This is a genomic window from Niastella vici, assembly GCF_002077945.1.
In the GTDB taxonomy this organism is placed as follows: domain Bacteria; phylum Bacteroidota; class Bacteroidia; order Chitinophagales; family Chitinophagaceae; genus Niastella; species Niastella vici.
In genome coordinates this window covers 276,251-295,016 of sequence record NZ_LVYD01000102.1, presented here as the reverse complement: position 1 = coordinate 295,016, position 18,766 = coordinate 276,251, and the positions used below count along the sequence as shown (strand labels likewise).

Sequence of the window (18,766 nt, the reverse complement as noted above, 5' to 3'; positions counted from 1 at the left end):
TTCACAACACTGTTTTATGAGAAATTTTGAGTCAATGAGCCGGAAGGTATCTGCGGAGTTTCAAAAAGGGGTAAATATTAAAATTTGTACAGGCAGATCCGGTCTCCTGGGTATGTTATTGGTGCTGTCATCTTTATTTTGCACAGCACAAACGGTTACCCCTGTTACCGTAACCGGGTTTACTGAAGATGTGATAGCCAATGGTACTACCTTCGCCGGTTCTGTGACTGCCGATGTAGACGGCTCACAATATTACTTCCTTAATCAAAGTTTTACTGCATTTGGTACGCCTACTTATTATCTGCCCAATTCAGGGCTCATTACCAGTGCCGCCAGCAGCCTGGTTAGTTTTCAGCTGGCAGATGCTTCGGCCAAAAACTCGCTTCGGCTGGCTGCCACCAATGCTTCCGGAACATTGACGCTGGCTACGCCTCAAACGGCCGGTGTGGTGTACCTACTGGCTACATCGGGTGGCGGCCCCGCTACTATTACAGTTGTTTTAAACTTTACTGATGCTACTACGCAAACCGTTACGGGTTTAAGCGTTCCCGACTGGTACAGCGGTGCCGGATATGCCATTCAGGGCATTGGCCGCGTTAATGGAACCGGCCTGGTACTCGACAATGCCGGCGGAACAAGCAATCCCCGCATCTATCAATTGTCCCTGCCTGTGAGTGGACCTAATTACACCAAACTCATTTCTTCTATAACAGTGACCCGTACTAGCACCGGCGGTGTGGCACAAATTATGGCGGTAAGTATGATGAATGCCTGCGTTGCCCCGGTTGCCCAGCCTACTGCCTTGGTGTTGAATGCAACGGCTACCAGCCAGATCAGCGGGTCCTTTACCCCTGCATCCCCTGCAGCGGATGCGTACATCGTAGTGCGCTATGCTGCCGGCGCCACACCGGTAGCCCCTGTTAATGGCACAACCTATAGTGCCGGCAATTCGCTGGGCACAGGTGTTGTGGTTCAAACCGGAACGGCTACTTCCTTTACTGCAAGCGGTCTTACCGGTAGTACTGCCTATGATTTTTATGTATATGGTTATAACAATACCAATTGTATTGGTCCGGTATATAATACAACTACACCGTTAACAGGAACCCAATCAACCAGTGCCTGTAGCGGGCCCAGCGGTGTTATACCGGTTGGCCCAACAGGAACGTATCCTACATTGACTGCTGCGCTGACCGCATTGGCCAGCGGCGTGAGTGGTGCTGTGATCCTTGAACTGCAAAGCACCTATACTTCAGGCGGTGAAACATTTCCAATCACCATTCCATCCAATGCCTGTATCAATGCCACACGTACATTGACCATCAGGCCCCAGGCCGGCGCCAACGGATTGGCTATTACCAGTTCCAATGCCGGCCCAACAATAGATCTTACCGGTGCTAAATATGTAACCATCGATGGACGGCCCGGGGGAACCGGTTCTGCCATTACGGCTACAGCTGCCGGTAACAGGAATACCACTAATTTGAATATCATCAACACCAATAATGCGGGCGCTGCCATCAGGCTCGATAATGGTGCTTCCAATAATACGATCAAATATTGCGACCTGCAGGGACAAAGTACGGTCGCTGCCAGCCAGCCCGCTATAGTAGCCGGCGTTGTTTATTTCGGTAATCAGGGTTCAGCAGGAAATGATAATAACACGCTCGATCATTGTAACATCCATTCAACTGGTAGCGGCGCAACCAAACCTTCCATTGGGATCTATTCATTGGGGTACGACAATTCAAGCGCAGTCGCTGCATATGTACCGCAATTCAACGATAACAATGCAGTTACCGGTTGTAATATTTACGATTACTTCAATGCCGCCAATTCGGTTGGTTTGGAATTGAATTTGGGCAATACCGGCTGGACGATCGCCGCCAACAGCTTTTTTGAAACGGAAGCCATTACAGTTACCACCAGCGGTGGGTTTCACCGCGCCATGTGGCTGGCGCCATACCGCACCACTTCTGTAGGTGAAATAGGCAATGGGTTTATTGTAGTATCGAATTTTATTGGCGGAACCGCGCCCAATTGCGGCGGCACGCCCTATACAATGGCCAGCGGTTCGGCCGGATATTTTGAAGGCATACGGGTAGAAACAGCCGATGCCGCTACACCGCAGGCTGCTACTTCCCTGCAGGGAAATGTGATCACGAACATCAATATTACCACCAGCACTACCGCCGATGCCATGCATGCCATTGCCATTGTTGCCGGTAAAGGCAATGTGGAAGTGGGTAATTCAACCGGTAATACCATTGGCTCGGCAAGCGGGGTGAATGGTTATACCGATGGGGGTATCACCATCAATGCCACGGGGGCTACTTCGAGCCACATGATCTTCTTCGGTGGTACCTATACGGCAACAATTAAGAACAATACAATTGGCAATGTTTTATTGACAGCTGCCGGAAATAATTTCTCCGGTATCTTTTCAAACACTGCCATTACTGCCAATATCAGTAATAATACCATAACCAATATTACAGCTGCCAGTGCGGGTACTACTACCAGCAAATATGTGAACGGGATACAGATAAGTGGCGGCAGTCCGGTGCTCACCATTGCCAACAATACCATTCAAAACCTTACCTGTAACTATGCTACCACCGGCACCAGTGCCTCGCAGGTAGTTGGTATCAACATCAGCACTACTACTGCCGTGGTAAGTGGTGGTATCACCAACAACATCATTCGCAACCTGGCCAATGCCACCCAAAGCACAGCCTCCGGTACTTCCAGCGCCATCATTGGTATTTGTGCAGCCAGTACCAATGCCGCGGGCTGTAACATAACAGGTAATATCATCGATTCGCTGGTATTGACCGGTACGGCCACTGCAGCGGCCGTGAATGTGACCGGCCTGTATTACAGTGCTACTACTACCGTTACGAATTCAGTTTCCAAAAACTTCATCCATAGTTTTGATGCAACTGCGGCCAATATCAGCGCCATATTTACCGGCATTCAGGTCAACGGCGGTTCTTCCGTTTTCAGTAATAATATGATCCGGCTAGGGATCAGGCCAAACGGTTCTGCCCTTACAACGGCCTTGACCATCAATGGTATTGTTGCCAATACGACTGCAACTAATAATTTCTTTCATAACAGTATATATATCGGCGGTAATGGCGTGGGTTCCAACGCGGCCAATACTTATGCATTTACCCGCGTAACTACCTCCGGCACTTACGATATCAGGGATAATATTTTTGCCAACACCCGTTCCAATGCAACCGGTGGCGGTAAACATTACAGCATTTACTTTGCCGGCGCCAATACCGGCGCAACTGTCAACTACAATGTGTACCAGTACAGTGGCACCGGCGGCCGGTTTGCCTATAGCGGAACTGCAGAGATCACTAATTATATGAATGGCGGTACGGCTACTGCCGGCTGGATCAGCGGAGATGTGAACAGTATAGCCGGTGATCCGAATTTTATCAATGCGAACGGAGGCCTGCAAGCCGTTAACCTGCATATTAATACCAGCGGCACCTCAGTGGCCGAAGGCAACGGTACGAACATTGCGACCATAACAGACGATTACGACAATGAGGTGCGCAGCGGTTTAACCCCGGTTGATATTGGCGCCGATGCCGGCAATTTTGTAGCGGCAGCCGCAACCTGTACCACACCGGCTGCGCCCACCGCGCTGGTGCTGAACACGATTTCAGCCAATGAGATCGACGGTTCATTCACGGCTTCTGTTCCGGCCGCTAACGGCTATATGATCGTGCGGTATGCCGCAGGTGCAACGCCTGTAGCGCCGGTTGATGGCGTAACGTATGCGGCAGGCAGTTTGCTGGGCACCGGAACAGTGATCGCCACCGGTACTTCCGTGAACTTTGCCAACACCGGCTTGCTGGCCAATACCGGGTACGATTATTATGTATACGCTTATAATAATGCCTGTATAAGCGCTGTTAAATACAGCACCGCCCTTACAGGCACCAAAACCACCAGTGGTTGTAGCGGTCCCGGTGGATTGATCACGGTGGGGCCAACCGGTACTTACCCCACTCTGACAGCAGCTCTGGCTTCTTTATCGGGTGGTATCAGTGGACCGGTGATCGTGGAACTGCAAAGCAATTATACCAGCGCCGGTGAAACATTCCCCATTACCATTGGCTCAAACGCCTGTTTCAGTCCGGCCAATACGGTTACCATTCGGCCGGCAGCCAATGCGAACGGACTGGTGATCACCAGTTCGGTTGCAGGGCCTACTATTGATTTCAGCGGCGGTACGTACGTTACTATTGACGGAAGACCCGGTGGTATCGGTTCTGCCATACCGGTAACAGCGGCCGGTAACCTGAATACAACCAATTTGAACATTATAAACACCAGCGCTATTGGCGCGGCCATCCGTTTCGATAACGAGGCTTCGCGCAATAAGGTAAAGTATTGCGATCTGCAGGGTATGAATGCCGTAAGCGCTACTACCTCAACAACATTTGCCGGTGTGGTGTACTTTGGCGGCAATGGCGTAAATGGGAACGATAACAATACGATCGATCATTGTAATATTCACTCAAGCGGCACAGGCGCATCCCTGCCTTCTATAGGCGTATTGGCAGTGGGCGCCAATAACACCGGCATGAATACCAATTTCAATGACAACGACACCATTTCCAATTGTAATATTTATGATTTCTTCCTGGTGAACGGAAATTCAACCGGCATCATGCTGCACCAGGGCGTTAACGGCTGGGTTATTACGGGTAACAGCTTTTTCCAGACTGATATCCGCACGTATACTGCGGCGGCATTCAACCGCGGCATCTGGATCATCCCCAACCGCAATACCGGTAGTGTAGGGAATGGTTTTGTGGTTACCGGTAACTATATTGGGGGTTCGGCGCCATTAAGTACCGGCACGCCCTATACGCTTTCTGGCCAGGCCAACTACTTTGATGGTATCAGGTTGGAAGTGGCAGATGGGTTCCCGGTAAGCCCCAGCTCGGTACAGGGAAATACCATTACCAATATGGCTATTACCAGTACCGTTACTACAGCCAATGATGTGTTTCATGGTATTGCCGTTACCGGTTCAAATGGAAATGTGAATATCGGTACGGTTACCGGTAATACAGTAGGCTCGGCTACCGGTAGCAATGCGATCACTATTGCAGCAGGCAGCGGTTCGCATACGATACCATATTTCATTTCAAATAGCGGCGGCGCCAATTCGGTGATCAACCTGAAACAAAATATTGCCGGTGGTATTACGCTTTCCAATGCCGGTAATAATTTTTCTGGCATATATGATAACCAACCGGGAACCGTAAATATAGAAGGCAACCTCATCGGTAGCTTAACCACGGCCAACAGCATCGTTGCCAGCAATGCAACCACCACCAGCATATTTATAAGGGGTATCAATATTCCTTCCGGCGCCGGTACGTTCGCGATCAACAACAATACCATTGCCAACCTTACCAATAATTCTACTTCGGCCAGTTCGGGGGCGCAAACAGCCGGTATCAATATTGGATCAGCAACTGCTGTAGTAACAACAGTGAACGGCAATACGATCCGTAATCTGTATTCGGCAACCAACTATACTGCAGGCAGCGGTACTTCAGTTGTATTGGGTATTTACATGGGCGCCTCTACTGCCAATCCGGTAACAGTTTCAGGTAATACCGTGCACAGCCTGGTTTCCGGGGCTGCTACCGCCACTGTATATATGGAAGGTATCTTCTTCTGGGGTAATAATTCAACCAGCGTCACCAATACGGTCTCAAAGAACAAGGTGCACAGTTTTGATATTACAACAACCAATACGAATGTCAACATTCGTGGTATTGAGGTGAACCAGGGCAAGGTGGATGTTTACAACAATATGGTGCGCCTGGGTATACGGCCCGATGGTACCCCGCTTACCAATGCGGTACGCATCGATGGTATCATGAAAGGGTCGGCACTGAACAGCCGTATCTACTACAACAGCGTTTATATTGGTGGAACCGGCGTAGGCGCCACAGCGAAGAACACCTCGGCCATTCGTAAGGAAACCACTTCCGGAACAGATGATATCCGGAACAATATCTTTATAAATAACCGGTCGAACACAACAACCGGTGGTATGCACAATACCATATGGGTTGATGGGTTGGCCAATCTTACTTTCGAGCATAATATTTATGGGTATGGCGGAACCGGTGGTAATTTTGTGGCCACCAATAGTACTGGTACTTCATTTGCCGCCACGTATACCAGTGGCTGGAATATTGGTGGCGATACCACCAGCCAGGCAACTGACCCGTTGTTTGTAGATGCTACCGGTTCGGCGGCCACCGTTGATCTGCATATAACAACCTCGGCTTTTTCACCGGCCAATCAGAAAGCCGTTCCTTTAGCCCTGGTAACAGATGATATTGAAGGCGAAGCCAGGGACCCGCTGACACCCGATGTGGGCGCCGATGAGTTTACGCAGTCAAACGGTATCGATATGCAGGCCGTTTCGCTGGTGGCGCCGGCAACCGGGAAAGGTTGTTATGGAAAAGAAGTGGCTACCATCAAAGTGCGGAACAACAGTTCGGTAGCTATTGATTTTGCGGCGAACCCTGTAACCGTAACCGTGAATGTGACCGGTGCAACTACCGCAACCATCAGTACCATCCTGAACACCGGTACACTGGCCCCCGGTACTACCATGGATGTTACTTTGTCAAAATCTACAGATACAATTGATATGCGCAACGCCGGCACCTACATTTTTGATGCCAAAACAATTGTGGCTGGTGATGTAAAGGGTTCAAACGATGCCATGTCAACCGTTACCCGTACGCGTATTGCACTGGCAATGGGTACTATCAGCGCTTCACAAACAAGTTATTGTTTCACCGGTGCGCCTGTATTAACCCTTACCGGCGGCAATGGCTACTCGGGTATTCAATGGCAGCAAAGCCCTGATTCAGTTACCTACAGCAATATAACCAATGCCACTACTTCACCTTATACCACCCCGGCAGCCACACAAACCCTGTATTATCGCCTGGCTGCTGCGTGTGTGAGCGATACCGCCTGGTCACCGGCTATAAAAGTGGTGATCAGCAGTCCGCAGGTGATCAGTACTACGCCAGCCATGCGTTGTAACACGGGTATGGTGAACCTGCAGGCAACCGGTTCGGCAGGCGCCACCCTGTATTGGTATACAGATTCCGTTTCAACTTCAGCAGTTGGTATTGGTACTTCCTATACCACGCCCGTTATTTCCGATACCACCACCTATTATGTAGTGGCAGTTGCAGGTAGCTGTCAAAGTCCCCGTACACCGGTAGTTGCTACAGTCAATGACCGCATTGTGGTAACGGCGCAACCGGTAGGTCAGGGTGTATGTATGGGTAGTGCCGTTACGTTCACCATCGGTGCAACCGGTTCTGGTTTAACGTTTCAATGGCGGAAAGACGGAGTGAATATTCCCGGTGCTACGAGCGATACGTATTCAATTGCTAATACGGTAGCGGCTGATGGCGGTCAGTATGACGTAGTGATCACCAACCCATGCGGTATTATCGTTTCCACAATAGCTACCTTATCGGTGAAGTCATCGAACAACTGGGTGGGTGATGTAAGCAGCGACTGGAACACGGCTGCCAACTGGTGCGGTGGCATACCGGTATCAACGACTGATGTAACTATCAATGCCGGTACGCGTTTTAGCCCCGTCATCAGCGGCACGGCCAATGCTAATTCAATCATTATTGGCAGTGGCGCTACGGTTACTATTAATGCGGGTGGCACTTTAAATCTGTATGGAAATTTTGTAAACAGCGGTACGCTTAATGCGACTTCGGGTACTATTGCCTTCCAGGGCGCCACCAATCAAACCGTTGCTGCAATGTCGATTGGAAATGTGATCATGAATGGCACAGGCGGCGTTACACTGAATGGTAATATGACCATAAACAATACGCTTACGCTTACCAATGGAAATATAACCCCTGGTTCTTATAATGTTTACCTCAACAATTCAACTACCGGCAGCGCGGGCAGTCATATAATAACCAATAGTACAGGTTCTGTTATTGTCGCTAATGTAAACACTTCTGTCACCGTTCCGGTGGGCGGCACTGCCAGCAGCTATAACCCGGTTACTATTGGTAATGGGCAGGGCATGACGTACACCGTGCGGGTTATGAATGGGTTGATAGCCCCCGTGCTCGATAACAACAAGGCCATCAACCGTACCTGGACGGTTACTACCACTACCACACCGGCTTCACCAGTTAACCTCACGCTGCAATATGCAGATGCCGATGCAAACTCAGGTTGCATACCAACAGCCGCCATGGATGCGGGTGCTTACAATGGGGTTACCTGGGCGCTTATTTCACCAACTGGCGGTGTAATGCCAACAGGAACAGCTATTGCAAGAACGGTTGGCTTATCAACTACGCTGTTAGGGTCGATCGTGCTCGCCAACCAGGGCATGTTGAAAGCGGCCGTTTATGAGTTCACCGTGAAGTTGTTGCCCACGCTGGTGACAGGCAATAGCGCCAAACTATCAATCAGCAGTCCGAGAACAATGACCATCAACTGGACTGTGCTGGATGCAAGTGGTAAAATGCTCAGGAAATTCACTACTTCAGTAGCAGCTGGGGTAAATGATATAGATGTGTCGCTGGGCGGTTTGGCAAGCGGTGTGTATACGCTGTATGGAGTAGGGGATGATGGGAAAAAACAAACGATCCGGTTTATGATACGGCACTAAAATATTTCGAAATACAGTGATACGCCCGGATATGATCATGTGATGCGTTCGTTATAGCGAGTCCCGTTTTCTAACGGGACTCTTTTTTTGGTTTCGGGTTAACAACTTCGCATATACACAAAAAACCCCGATAAATATCGGGGCTGATAGTAAGTGGTCGTTCCTATAGTTCAGTTTGTGGCCGTGGAAACTGTTGCCAAACATCATCGCCCGTTCTGTCAATGGGCAATTGGTTCAACCGGTTGTACCGCCGCATATCAATCCACCGGTGCCCTTCGCCAAACAAAGAATAACGCCGTTGTTTCAGGATCTCATTAATAAGGCTGTTGAGATCGGTAGCGCCGCTATAATTGCTTAATGAAGCTGCATTGCGAATTTTATTAATTGCAGTTACTGCGTTCGACGTATTGTTTACCTGGGCCTGCGCTTCTGCATACAACAGTATCAATTCTTCATTCCGGATAATGGGAATAGAAGCCACATTGCTTTTGTATACCCAGAAATCATAATCGCTGGAAAGGCCATCCTGCGCTGCCGTGGTTGTTCTTTTCGGCGCCTTGCTTAACCGGGTATCACCGGCTTCTGCATCAGTGATAAACGAAGGTTGCACCACGCGGTCTTCGGCAGCTGGTGAATTGAGCGGAAAGAACAATGGATTCAAAAGATCGCCACCGCCGGTTGAATACAAATAATAAGAGCCATCGGTAAGACTGCCATTCAAATCGAAAAACGATTCTGAAAGCGCAGTATTGGCCAGGGCCCAGTCTTTACGATACACCGCTACCCGTGCTGCCAGCGCCCGGTTGAATTTTGAAAAATCACTGGCTTTTTTGCTGTTGTACAGGGTAGTGGTAAATGGAAGATCAACCGTACTGCCCTTCAGATCAAGATTGGCATCATTCAATAAATTCTGAATGGCGTTCAATGATTCATCTTTTGAAAGGAAAGGGCCTAATTTATCGGGATCAGATACATCGACCCTGATCCCATTTTCATATTGTTGATTAAAGACCATCAGCAACTCGTAAGCCTGTACCGTCTTTGCATAGGCAATTGCCGCTTTTCGCTGCGGATCGCTGAGGGATGCCTTTGTGTTTTGTAGTGCTGCAATAAGAATGTTTGTATTTTTTACATCGCGATACCGGCCGCCGAACGGATTGGTGGTATAAAATGTATTATTGTCGAGTACCGCACTTCCTTTGCCTAACAGGTCACTGGTGAAGCGGGGATCGGAAGTAGAGAACCGGTAAATTTCCCGCCCAATCACGCTGACCGCATCGAAGTAGGTGTTCAAATTATTCCGCATACCGGCTTCGGTTCCAACCACCAGATTTTGTAACTCGCCTAAAGACGCATTTTGCGTAATGCCGCTTGTGCTGGGATTATTAGGGTCAAGTATGGGATCTACCTTGCACGACGACCAGCCCAGGGCTATGATGAACAAAACCGCCAGGGTAACAAACCGGTATTGTTTATTTTGATTGTTCATAAATGAAATTTTTTAAGCGTTGACTGATTAAAAGGTAACTGTTACATTAAAATGATAACTCTTGGCCGAAGGGAAGGGCGTTACTTCAACATTGCTCGAAATAGCGTCTATCCCAAAGTTGGATACTTCCGGATCGTAACTTTTGTATTTAAATGCATTGATCAGGTTCCGGCCCGAAAAACCAAGTTTTACCTTTGCAACATCTTTGAACCACTCCGTGGGCAATGTATAGGCTAACCCTATTTCCCGCACCCTGAAATAAGTAGCATCCTGTATCCATGGCCTTGCAGTAACCCCCAGAATAGAAAGCCGGTAGTCGCCATCTGTTTTTTGACCGGTTGGGTCTAACGTTTTTTTATCATAATCGGGTGAAGTGCCAAAAATATCACTGAGCAAAGTAGAAAGGTTAACATTGTCGCCACCTTTCTTCCAATGCATCAATACCGATAATTCAAAATTCTTCCAGGTAACATTGTTTGAAAAAGAAAAATTGAAATCGGGTTCGCCATTACCAAATACAGCCAGTTTGGTGGTGGGGTCAACTTTATCAGTGCTTGCATCGCCAATGCCCACTATCTGGGTTGGACTTTTACCTTTTTCTATCCGGTAGGTACCAAGGGTAGAACCAAAGGCGCCTACATTAAAGGCCGGTACATCGAGCCGGGTAACTTCTGCTTTGTTCTTCCACCAGTTCGCCTGCACATTCCAACGCCATTCTTTAGTGATGACCGGAACGGCGTTCAGGCCAATTTCAACCCCTTTATTTTGAATGGCAGCCACATTTTTCCAGGCAGTGGTAAAACCCGATGAACTGGTAGTTTGCACTTTTAAGATCAGGTCATCCACATCTTTTTTATACCAGGTAAATTCAAGGCCAACACGGTTATTCAACACACCGGCATCAAAACCCAGTTCCAGTTCTTTTTGCCGCTCCGGCTTCAGGTCGGCTGCACCGCGCGTAACATCAACTAGCGATCCGGTTGTTCCATTAAAATTGATGGGCACCAGCGAGGTATAGATGGCGCCAAAAGGCGCAAAATTGCCCGATTCGCCATAAGCGGCGCGCAATTTCAGCAGGCTCATAACCTTCCAGGAAGTGAGTGGTAGAATATTAAACGCCAGCGAGGCCTTGGGATAATAATAAAGTTTATCCGCATCGCCGTTACGGCTCGATTTATCGCCTCTTACCCCCAGGGTAGCAATGGCAATGTCATTATAGTTGAATTCTTCCTGAACAAAAAAGCCGCGGTCTTTTGAGATATTCTTGTTCTGTTCAACCTGTATGGCGCCGGCCTGGTCAATATTGGTTTGTGTTCCTATCAGTTGTGTAGCCGTATTTACGACCGTGTTAAGGTCTACATTAAAGGCATTGAGACCAGCCTGTGTGGTAAACGTGAGGTTGTTACCAGGTCTGAATTCATACACGCCCAAAGCAGAATAATTTTCATTATGGTTAAGGGTGGTTCCATATATCAGGGCGCCATTGGTGCCATTGCCATCTTTCTGGAATTGAAGCTTTGCCGGAAAGATAGCTGTTGTTTTGAGCGTGTAATAATCGATACCACCCAGAACGATGACTTTAACATCGTGCATTCTTGATTTATATACTTTCCACGTGGCCCTTCCGCCCAGTAAGATGCGGTTTACCGATTCATTGTTTGTGATGAGGTCGCGGGTTTGAATGAAATTGGATGGCGCCAACGGGTTGTTGGGATAGTTCCCGTTTGCATCGGGGTACAGGTTAACCCAGGATGGCGTAGAAACGAATGATACGCCCAGTGTGGTACTGGTATTGTCATTATTGAAAAAGCCCCGGTTGGCGCTTGATTCAACGTAATTGGCGTTTAGGGAAACATCAAGGAATTTGGTAAGGTTTTGATCGAGATTGAGCCGGAAAGAGGTTTTGCGATAGCCGGTATGTTTTACAATGCCTTCATTATCGAGGTAAGTAACACCGGCAAAATAGGTGGTTTTGTCGTTTCCGCCGCTTATACTTAGCCGCGTATTGGTCATTAAACCCTTATTGCCATATAGTTCATCCTCGTAATTGTAGGTCTTTCCGCCATTGGCGTTGTATACGGTAATGCCGTTAGCACCGTAAGCAGCCCGTACTTTTGTGGTGTCCCATGTACGTTGGCCCAGCTTACGCAATTGCATTTGCCAGCCAATGGATTGGCCTACTTCAATTTTCGGCTTTCCCGACTTTCCTTTTTTGGTAGTGATGATCACCACGCCGGCAGCCGCTCTGGCGCCATAAATAGCGGCAGTGGAGGCACCTTTCAGTATTTCAATGCGCTCTATATCTTCAGGGTCAAGGTCGGCTACCCGGTTCGAGGGATTATCCTGAAAATTCGTATTTCCCTGACCGGCCGCTTTGGAAATAAAATTCAGTCCGCCCTGAATGGATGAGTTGTCGTAATAAACGCCATCTACTATAAACAGCGGTTGCGAATTCCCAACCAGGGACGTTATTCCCCGCAGTTTTACGGAAATGCCACCGCCGGGTGCACCGGAGTTTGACGAAACAATGGCGCCGGGAAACTTGCCGTACAAGGCAGCATCTACCGTAGCCTGGGGTGTGGTGCCAACCAATTGCTTGGCCGAAATGGTGCCTACCGCATGGGCTGCGTTGGCCCTTTTGGTAGAAGTTGCCAAACCGGTTACTACCACTTCTTCGAGGTGGCCCACGTCTTCCTGCATTTTTACAACCAGGTCGTTTAGGTTACTGGTTACAGGGATTAATTGGGATTTAAACCCTATGTAAGTAATTTCCAGAACACCGCCTTTAGCAGGCAGCATAAGGCTGAATTTTCCATTGGCATCTGTACTGGTTCCCGTATTGGAGTTTTTCTCCTTTACAGAAGCGAATGGCACCGGGTTGCTCTTACTGTCAACCACAGTACCCGACACGCTTATTTGTGAAAACACCCATAGGGGAGCGAGCAGGCAGCATAATAACTGCAATCGTTTCAGGTTTTGCATGCTGGTAGTTTTTGTTATGGTCAATAAATAGGGGGTACTGATCAAAAAAGATGATGGCTGTCACTTTTGTCCGCGTCTTGATAAAGGGATGGATTAGACTAATTCTGAGCTAACAGGCTGTTTTTCCATGGCTGAGGTTCCAAAAAGTACGAAAGGAAAGGGGAGTAGATACTAGGGAGACAATCGACTTCAACTAATTGCTGCACAAAACAAAGAATGTCGTTTTGCACCTTTTTAAGGCTTAATGAATTGTCGTATAAGTGATAATATAAATGGCCAGCCCTATAGATCATGGCTGGCCATATAAATTGCATTTCAAAAAATGGCATTGTTTATTATACACAACACTAACGCATAACTGATATTTATGGGAAAAGATATTAATCTTCCTCTTTTATTGCCGTTTTTTTATTAAATTGTTTATGCCTTCTTCAAAAAATACCATTAAGCTGTTTGCATAATGGTTGAATAGTCAATTTTTCCATTCGGCGTAAGCGGCATGGAAGGAATGTATTTTACCTGCACCGAAGCCGGATGGATGTTCAGCTTTTCCTTAAGTACCTGTTTTACGGCATCTTCCTGCAGCTGATCGTTCACATGCGATACCAGCAGGTATTTGTCATTTATGCCGGTGCATACAACGGTTTGTCCACCCAGTGCATTCTTTAATATCAACTCCACTTCATCGAGGTTCAGCCGGGTGCCGAACAGTTTGATGATGCGTTTGATTCTTCCTGTTATATAATAATACCCATCCTCATCCTGCTGGGCTACATCACCGGTATACAATGTATCAGTGGCATGCCAGGTGCTCAGGTTGGCCGTGCTGTTGGCATAACCGCCAAATACATTGGGGCCATAATAGATGAGCTCACTGGTTTCGGCATCAATTTCAAAGCGGCCATTTTTAATGGGTTTGCCAATGGAGGCAGCTTTTGTTAGCAGGTCTTCCTGGGGCAGGTAAGCCATACGGCCTGCCGCTTCTGTTTGTCCGTACTGCGCAAAAAACTGTTTGTTGTAAGCAGCGCTATACTTTACAATTTCATTGCGCAATGCCTGGTTAAGGATACCGCCCGTTTGGGTCATGTACCGCAGGGAAGGGTGTTCTTTTTTAAAGAAGCCGATGCGGTGCAGCATTTCATACACATAAGGTACGCCGCCGATAGTGCTGCAATGGTATTGGGTGAAGTCGGTCCAGAAGGCGGGTTGCAAAATGTCTTTATCAGTACATACGATGGTGCCGGCTGCCATGCAATTGGTGGTGAAAATGGATAAGCCATACACAAAGACGATGGGCACATTCAAGGGCACTACATCATCGTTTTTGATGGGCATGTAATCAAGGATCGACAAAGCATTCTGTACCAGGTGCTCATCTGACAGCTTCACAAATTTGGGCGAACCGGTGGTGCCCGAAGTGCTCAGCAGCATTTTGATGTTCGAATGAATAAGGTATTCCACGGGCTTTTCTCTTCTGAATAGTTTAATGGTGGCAGAAACTGTTGCCGTGTTGTATGCATCGATGGCTGCACGGCTGGCATCATAAATGTAATAAGGCGTATACAGCTCTTCCAGGTCTTGTTTGAACGATGGATGCAACTGTGCGCTTAACAGCACCAGGGTGAACCGGCTGTTCAGGAAGTTCAGCAACACTTCAACCGACCCTATAAGGTTGTCGTTATAAAGAAAAACCAGTCCCTGCCGGTTGTCGATTCGCAGGGATTGGTGAAAGGCTTGTATGGGGACCGTGTTTCCTGTTTGTGCGTCAATAAATTTCAGTTCTCGGTTCTTTTGAATAAGATCGTATAATAACATTTGATCATGGTTAATGGATGTAATTAGTTCAACTGCGTGTCGCCCTTCGGCTACGCTCAGGATCATGCCATGGTTTCGACGTTGTATTTTTTCAGCAGTTCCTTTATTTTGGCCACGCTGCCCATGGTGAGCACATCTTCCATTTCAATAGTGATACTATAGGCCGATTCCAGTTCGGTTACCAGTACCAGGTGCGATACCGAATCCCATTCGGGTATGCTCTGGTATTCCAGTTCGTCGGTTATGTCGTTTGGGGTAATGCCAAATGCTTTGGCGATCACTTCCTGTAAATTTTGTTGTGAATGCATGTTATTCATTTGTTGTTAATAATATTTTTTGATTTGTGAATCTTGTTTATTGTAATCCGAATTTTGTTGTTACCGGTTGCCGGTTTCCTGTTACCAGGTCTTGAATTTCGATCATTCTGATAATTTTCGAGATTTCCTTTTTTTTTACCCGGGAACCGGGAACCTGTAACTGGTAACCCTTATACTTTTATCTGTTTCCATTTTCCTTTTCTGAAAACAGTTATGCAGGCAATGGCCAGCACCAGTTCTGAAACAAGAATAGCGATGAAAATGCCTTTTGGACCCCAGTTGAGCGTAATACCCAACAGCCAGGCCAACGGCAATTGCGTAATGTAAAACATCAGGATGTACAGCAGCGAAACCTGCTTTATGTCACCGGCGGCATTCAGTGAACGCGAGATCACCATCGTATACCCCAGCAGGATATAGGCCAAGGAAATAAACTGAATGTACAGCATGCTGTAGCTGATCACTTCCCGGATATCACTGAACAGGCTGACAACAGGCCTTGCGGCAAACAACCAGCATATGGCAACCCCTGTAAGGAAGCACATATTTACCGAGCCGGCTTTCCATACCGTTTGCACGGCGCGTTCCGGTTGCCGGGCGCCAAGGTTTTGCCCGGTTAATACCCCGGCCGCATTGCCGATGCCCCAGGCGGGCATGGTGGCTACGGACGCCACCCGTTGCGCAACGATATAACCGGCCAGCGCATTGGGTCCAAAATAGGCGACGATCTTTATCATAAACATCCAGCTGGAGGCCGGGATCATATATTGCAGCGTGCCGCCCGTGGCCTGTTTTACAATTTTTTTAATTATGGTTGGAACCAATACTAATTGCGCCCTGCCAATAGTGATGATCGTTTTGCCCCGCAACAGATACCATGCCTGATAACCGACACCAGCTATGCGCGCAATTGCGGTAGCCAGCGCAGCACCCGTTAATCCCAATGCAGGCAGCGGTCCCCAGCCAAAGATCAATAGTGGGCACAGCATGATATTGATGCCGTTCGACAACCAAAGCGTTCTCATGGCCAGTGCTGCATCGCCCGATCCGCGGAAGATGCCATTGATCGCAATGCGCAGGATGATGAACAGGGTGCTGCCAAACAGGATCCGGCTAAACAAAGCGCCTTCATCAATAAGCTGCGTTGTAAGGCCCATCCACTGCAATATTGGGCGGTAGAACAGGGCTGAAACAATGCTTATCACCAGTGAAATGGCCAGTGCCGTATAGATCACCTGCATAGCTGTAAGACCCGCTGTTCTTGGTTTTTTCTCCCCAATCCTTCTTGAAATGATGGCGGAGGCCGAAACGCTTAATCCTATTGAAACAGAATAGGCAAAACTGATCACCGATTCGGTAGTGCCGGCAATAGAGATGGCATGGGCGCCCAGCCGGCTTACAAAGAACAGGTTGGCGCATACGAACAACGATTCCATCACCAGCTCCAACACCATGGGCACTGCCAGTAAAACAATAGCCCGGTTAATACTGCCCGAAGTGAAATGTTTTTCCTTTCCGCCAATCGCCAGCTTTAACAGGTCGATGCAATACACGCTGTAGGCAGTTGCCGCTTTTATTTTTTGTTTGTATAATTTCATAATTCCAACCTTATTGTTACAAGCTTAACGCCTGCTGTCTGATGGCAGCCAGCGGATTTTGTAATGTGCCGCCTTTACGGGGAATGGCAAAGCTGGTCTTCTCTTCATACCCATTGCCCAGTAACCGCATGCTGTTAATGTAGAACCGTTTGAACTCGGGAACGAACAGGTTATATTTTTCGAATTTGTGCGCCAGGGCCGGATGGGCTGCCTGGTATTCGAGGATCACCTCATATACCTGTTGCCAGAAGGCATTTTCGTTGTACCCCGCATAGGTGTGCAGCACATTGCCCAGGTACCGGAAAAATGCGTCAAAAACGCCCAGCAGAATAAACAACGGCACATTGTCTTTATTGGAAGAAGCGATCATGCCTTCTGCCAGTTCCTTCGGCAGCTTTTCTTTGGCTTCTTCTGTAAGCACAATGTCATCTACAAAATCCTTGATGATGATGCGCACGGGCACATCGTCTTTTAACACCAGGATAATGTTCTCGCCATGCGGCGTTACACAAAGAGCATGTTGGTAATAGATCTGTAGCAAGGGATTTAAATAGGCGCCCAGGTAAGTCTGCAGCCAGGCTTCCATCGATAAACCCGAACGTTTTGCCAGTTCGCCAACAAAGGAGTTGCCCGCATCATCAACGTATAGCAGGGAAGCCATGGTGATGATGCGCTCGCCTGGTTGTAAATATGGGGCCGCACTTTCGCGCCATAATACGCCAAGGAATTCGCGGTATTGATATGGCGGCTCAACAATAGCGTGGTAATAGGGATGTACATAGCTTACCGTAGCCACTTCGCCCAACAACACCAGCCCAAGGCTTTGCAAATAGGCATCGTGTTGCAGCAGATCCATCACCCAGCGGGTTACGCGAGGCGCAATGGCCATTTGTTTGGGCGAAAGCCCGCGGATATTGCCGGTGCTTAAAATGGAAATGGCGGTCTTTACATAATGCTTTTGCGGCTGGCTGCGATTATAAAAAGTGCGAATGCTTTGCTGGGGCAAATAATGGTCGGCGCCGGTTCCCAGTGGTATCAGCAACTTGTTGGCAATATCGGTAGCATATTGCATCAGTAGCTTGTTATTCCATTGCCAGGGATGAACCGGAATAAAAGTATATTCACTGTCATTTACACCATGTCCGTTCAGGATCTCTTTAAATGATGCAATGGTTTCGGGGCCCAGTTCCTGTTCAAGGAACGACTGTTCCTGTATATGCTCCAGGCTACGGAAGGTAGCGCGGCTTTTATGCGCGGCTATCCAGCACAACTGAATGGGTTCACCGGCTTCCGGTGCATATTGTGCATACTCTTCATAATTAAAACCCAGCCGGCTTTTGTTTACGATCACCCAGGGATGGCCGTCCATCTGCTGCTCAACCGCCTGGTAACCGGCCTCGGTAAGCTGCGCAGCGGTGAGGCGGCGGCTGGCATGTATAAACGCATCTGCATACAGGGTATGCAACAGCTCTTCTATGTAATGCGCCATGGTAAATGGCTTAATACCAAATATATCCTGCATATCAATAAAGAACCGGGGCGTGTCTGTAGCTGCAATGACCTGATTGTTTTCGTGCCGTTGAATACTGTCAGCTGCAATATGCCAGTGGTCGAGCTGGCGTTTATAGCCGGAAAAAGTATAATAAAGGTCCGGCTGGTTGGTTGATAACAGAAAATGGGTGTTGCCATCTTCCTCTTCAGAAATTATCGCCGGTTGCGCCACCTGTTCATGCATGAGCTCGGTGATGCTTTTCGCCAGCAGGCGTTTGTTCACTTTTTGCCAGATGGCTATTTCGAGCGGTGCTGTTCCCGCCAATGGTTTACTATTCATTAT

General features: G+C 48.1%; 7 protein-coding genes. 1 reads left to right on the top strand and 6 read right to left on the bottom strand.

The annotated features are described in order from the left end of the window. Positions 1–34: 34 nt before the first annotated feature. The gene (locus tag A3860_RS35785; RefSeq protein WP_081155397.1) at positions 35–8,731 is read left to right on the top strand and encodes an Ig-like domain-containing protein; all 8,697 of its coding nucleotides are present in this window, start codon (positions 35–37) and stop codon (positions 8,729–8,731) included. A gap of 163 nt (positions 8,732–8,894) precedes the next feature. On the opposite strand, the gene A3860_RS35780 is transcribed toward A3860_RS35785, so the two are convergent. From A3860_RS35780 to A3860_RS35750, 6 genes are all read right to left on the bottom strand, one after another. Then, positions 8,895–10,220 carry a RagB/SusD family nutrient uptake outer membrane protein gene (locus tag A3860_RS35780; protein WP_081155396.1) on the bottom strand — a complete coding sequence of 442 codons (1,326 nt, stop codon included), beginning with the start codon at positions 10,218–10,220 and terminating at the stop codon, positions 8,895–8,897. A 27-nt stretch (positions 10,221–10,247) separates the two neighbouring features. Further along, a complete protein-coding gene (locus A3860_RS35775) occupies positions 10,248–13,202 on the bottom strand; it encodes a SusC/RagA family TonB-linked outer membrane protein (protein ID WP_081155464.1) in 2,955 nt (984 codons plus the stop codon). A gap of 444 nt (positions 13,203–13,646) precedes the next feature. Continuing rightward, the gene (locus tag A3860_RS35765) at positions 13,647–15,017 is read right to left on the bottom strand and encodes an AMP-binding protein (protein ID WP_081155463.1); all 1,371 of its coding nucleotides are present in this window, start codon (positions 15,015–15,017) and stop codon (positions 13,647–13,649) included. Between the two features lie 62 nt (positions 15,018–15,079). Continuing rightward, positions 15,080–15,325, bottom strand: a complete 246-nt coding sequence (locus A3860_RS35760; RefSeq protein WP_081155462.1) for an acyl carrier protein — start codon at positions 15,323–15,325, stop codon at positions 15,080–15,082. 179 nt (positions 15,326–15,504) lie between these two features. Further along, on the bottom strand, positions 15,505–16,932 hold the full coding sequence (locus tag A3860_RS35755; protein ID WP_081155394.1) for an MATE family efflux transporter: 1,428 nt from the start codon (positions 16,930–16,932) through the stop codon (positions 15,505–15,507). Between the two features lie 16 nt (positions 16,933–16,948). Further along, a complete protein-coding gene (locus A3860_RS35750) occupies positions 16,949–18,763 on the bottom strand; it encodes an IucA/IucC family protein (protein ID WP_081155393.1) in 1,815 nt (604 codons plus the stop codon). Positions 18,764–18,766: the final 3 nt, after the last annotated feature.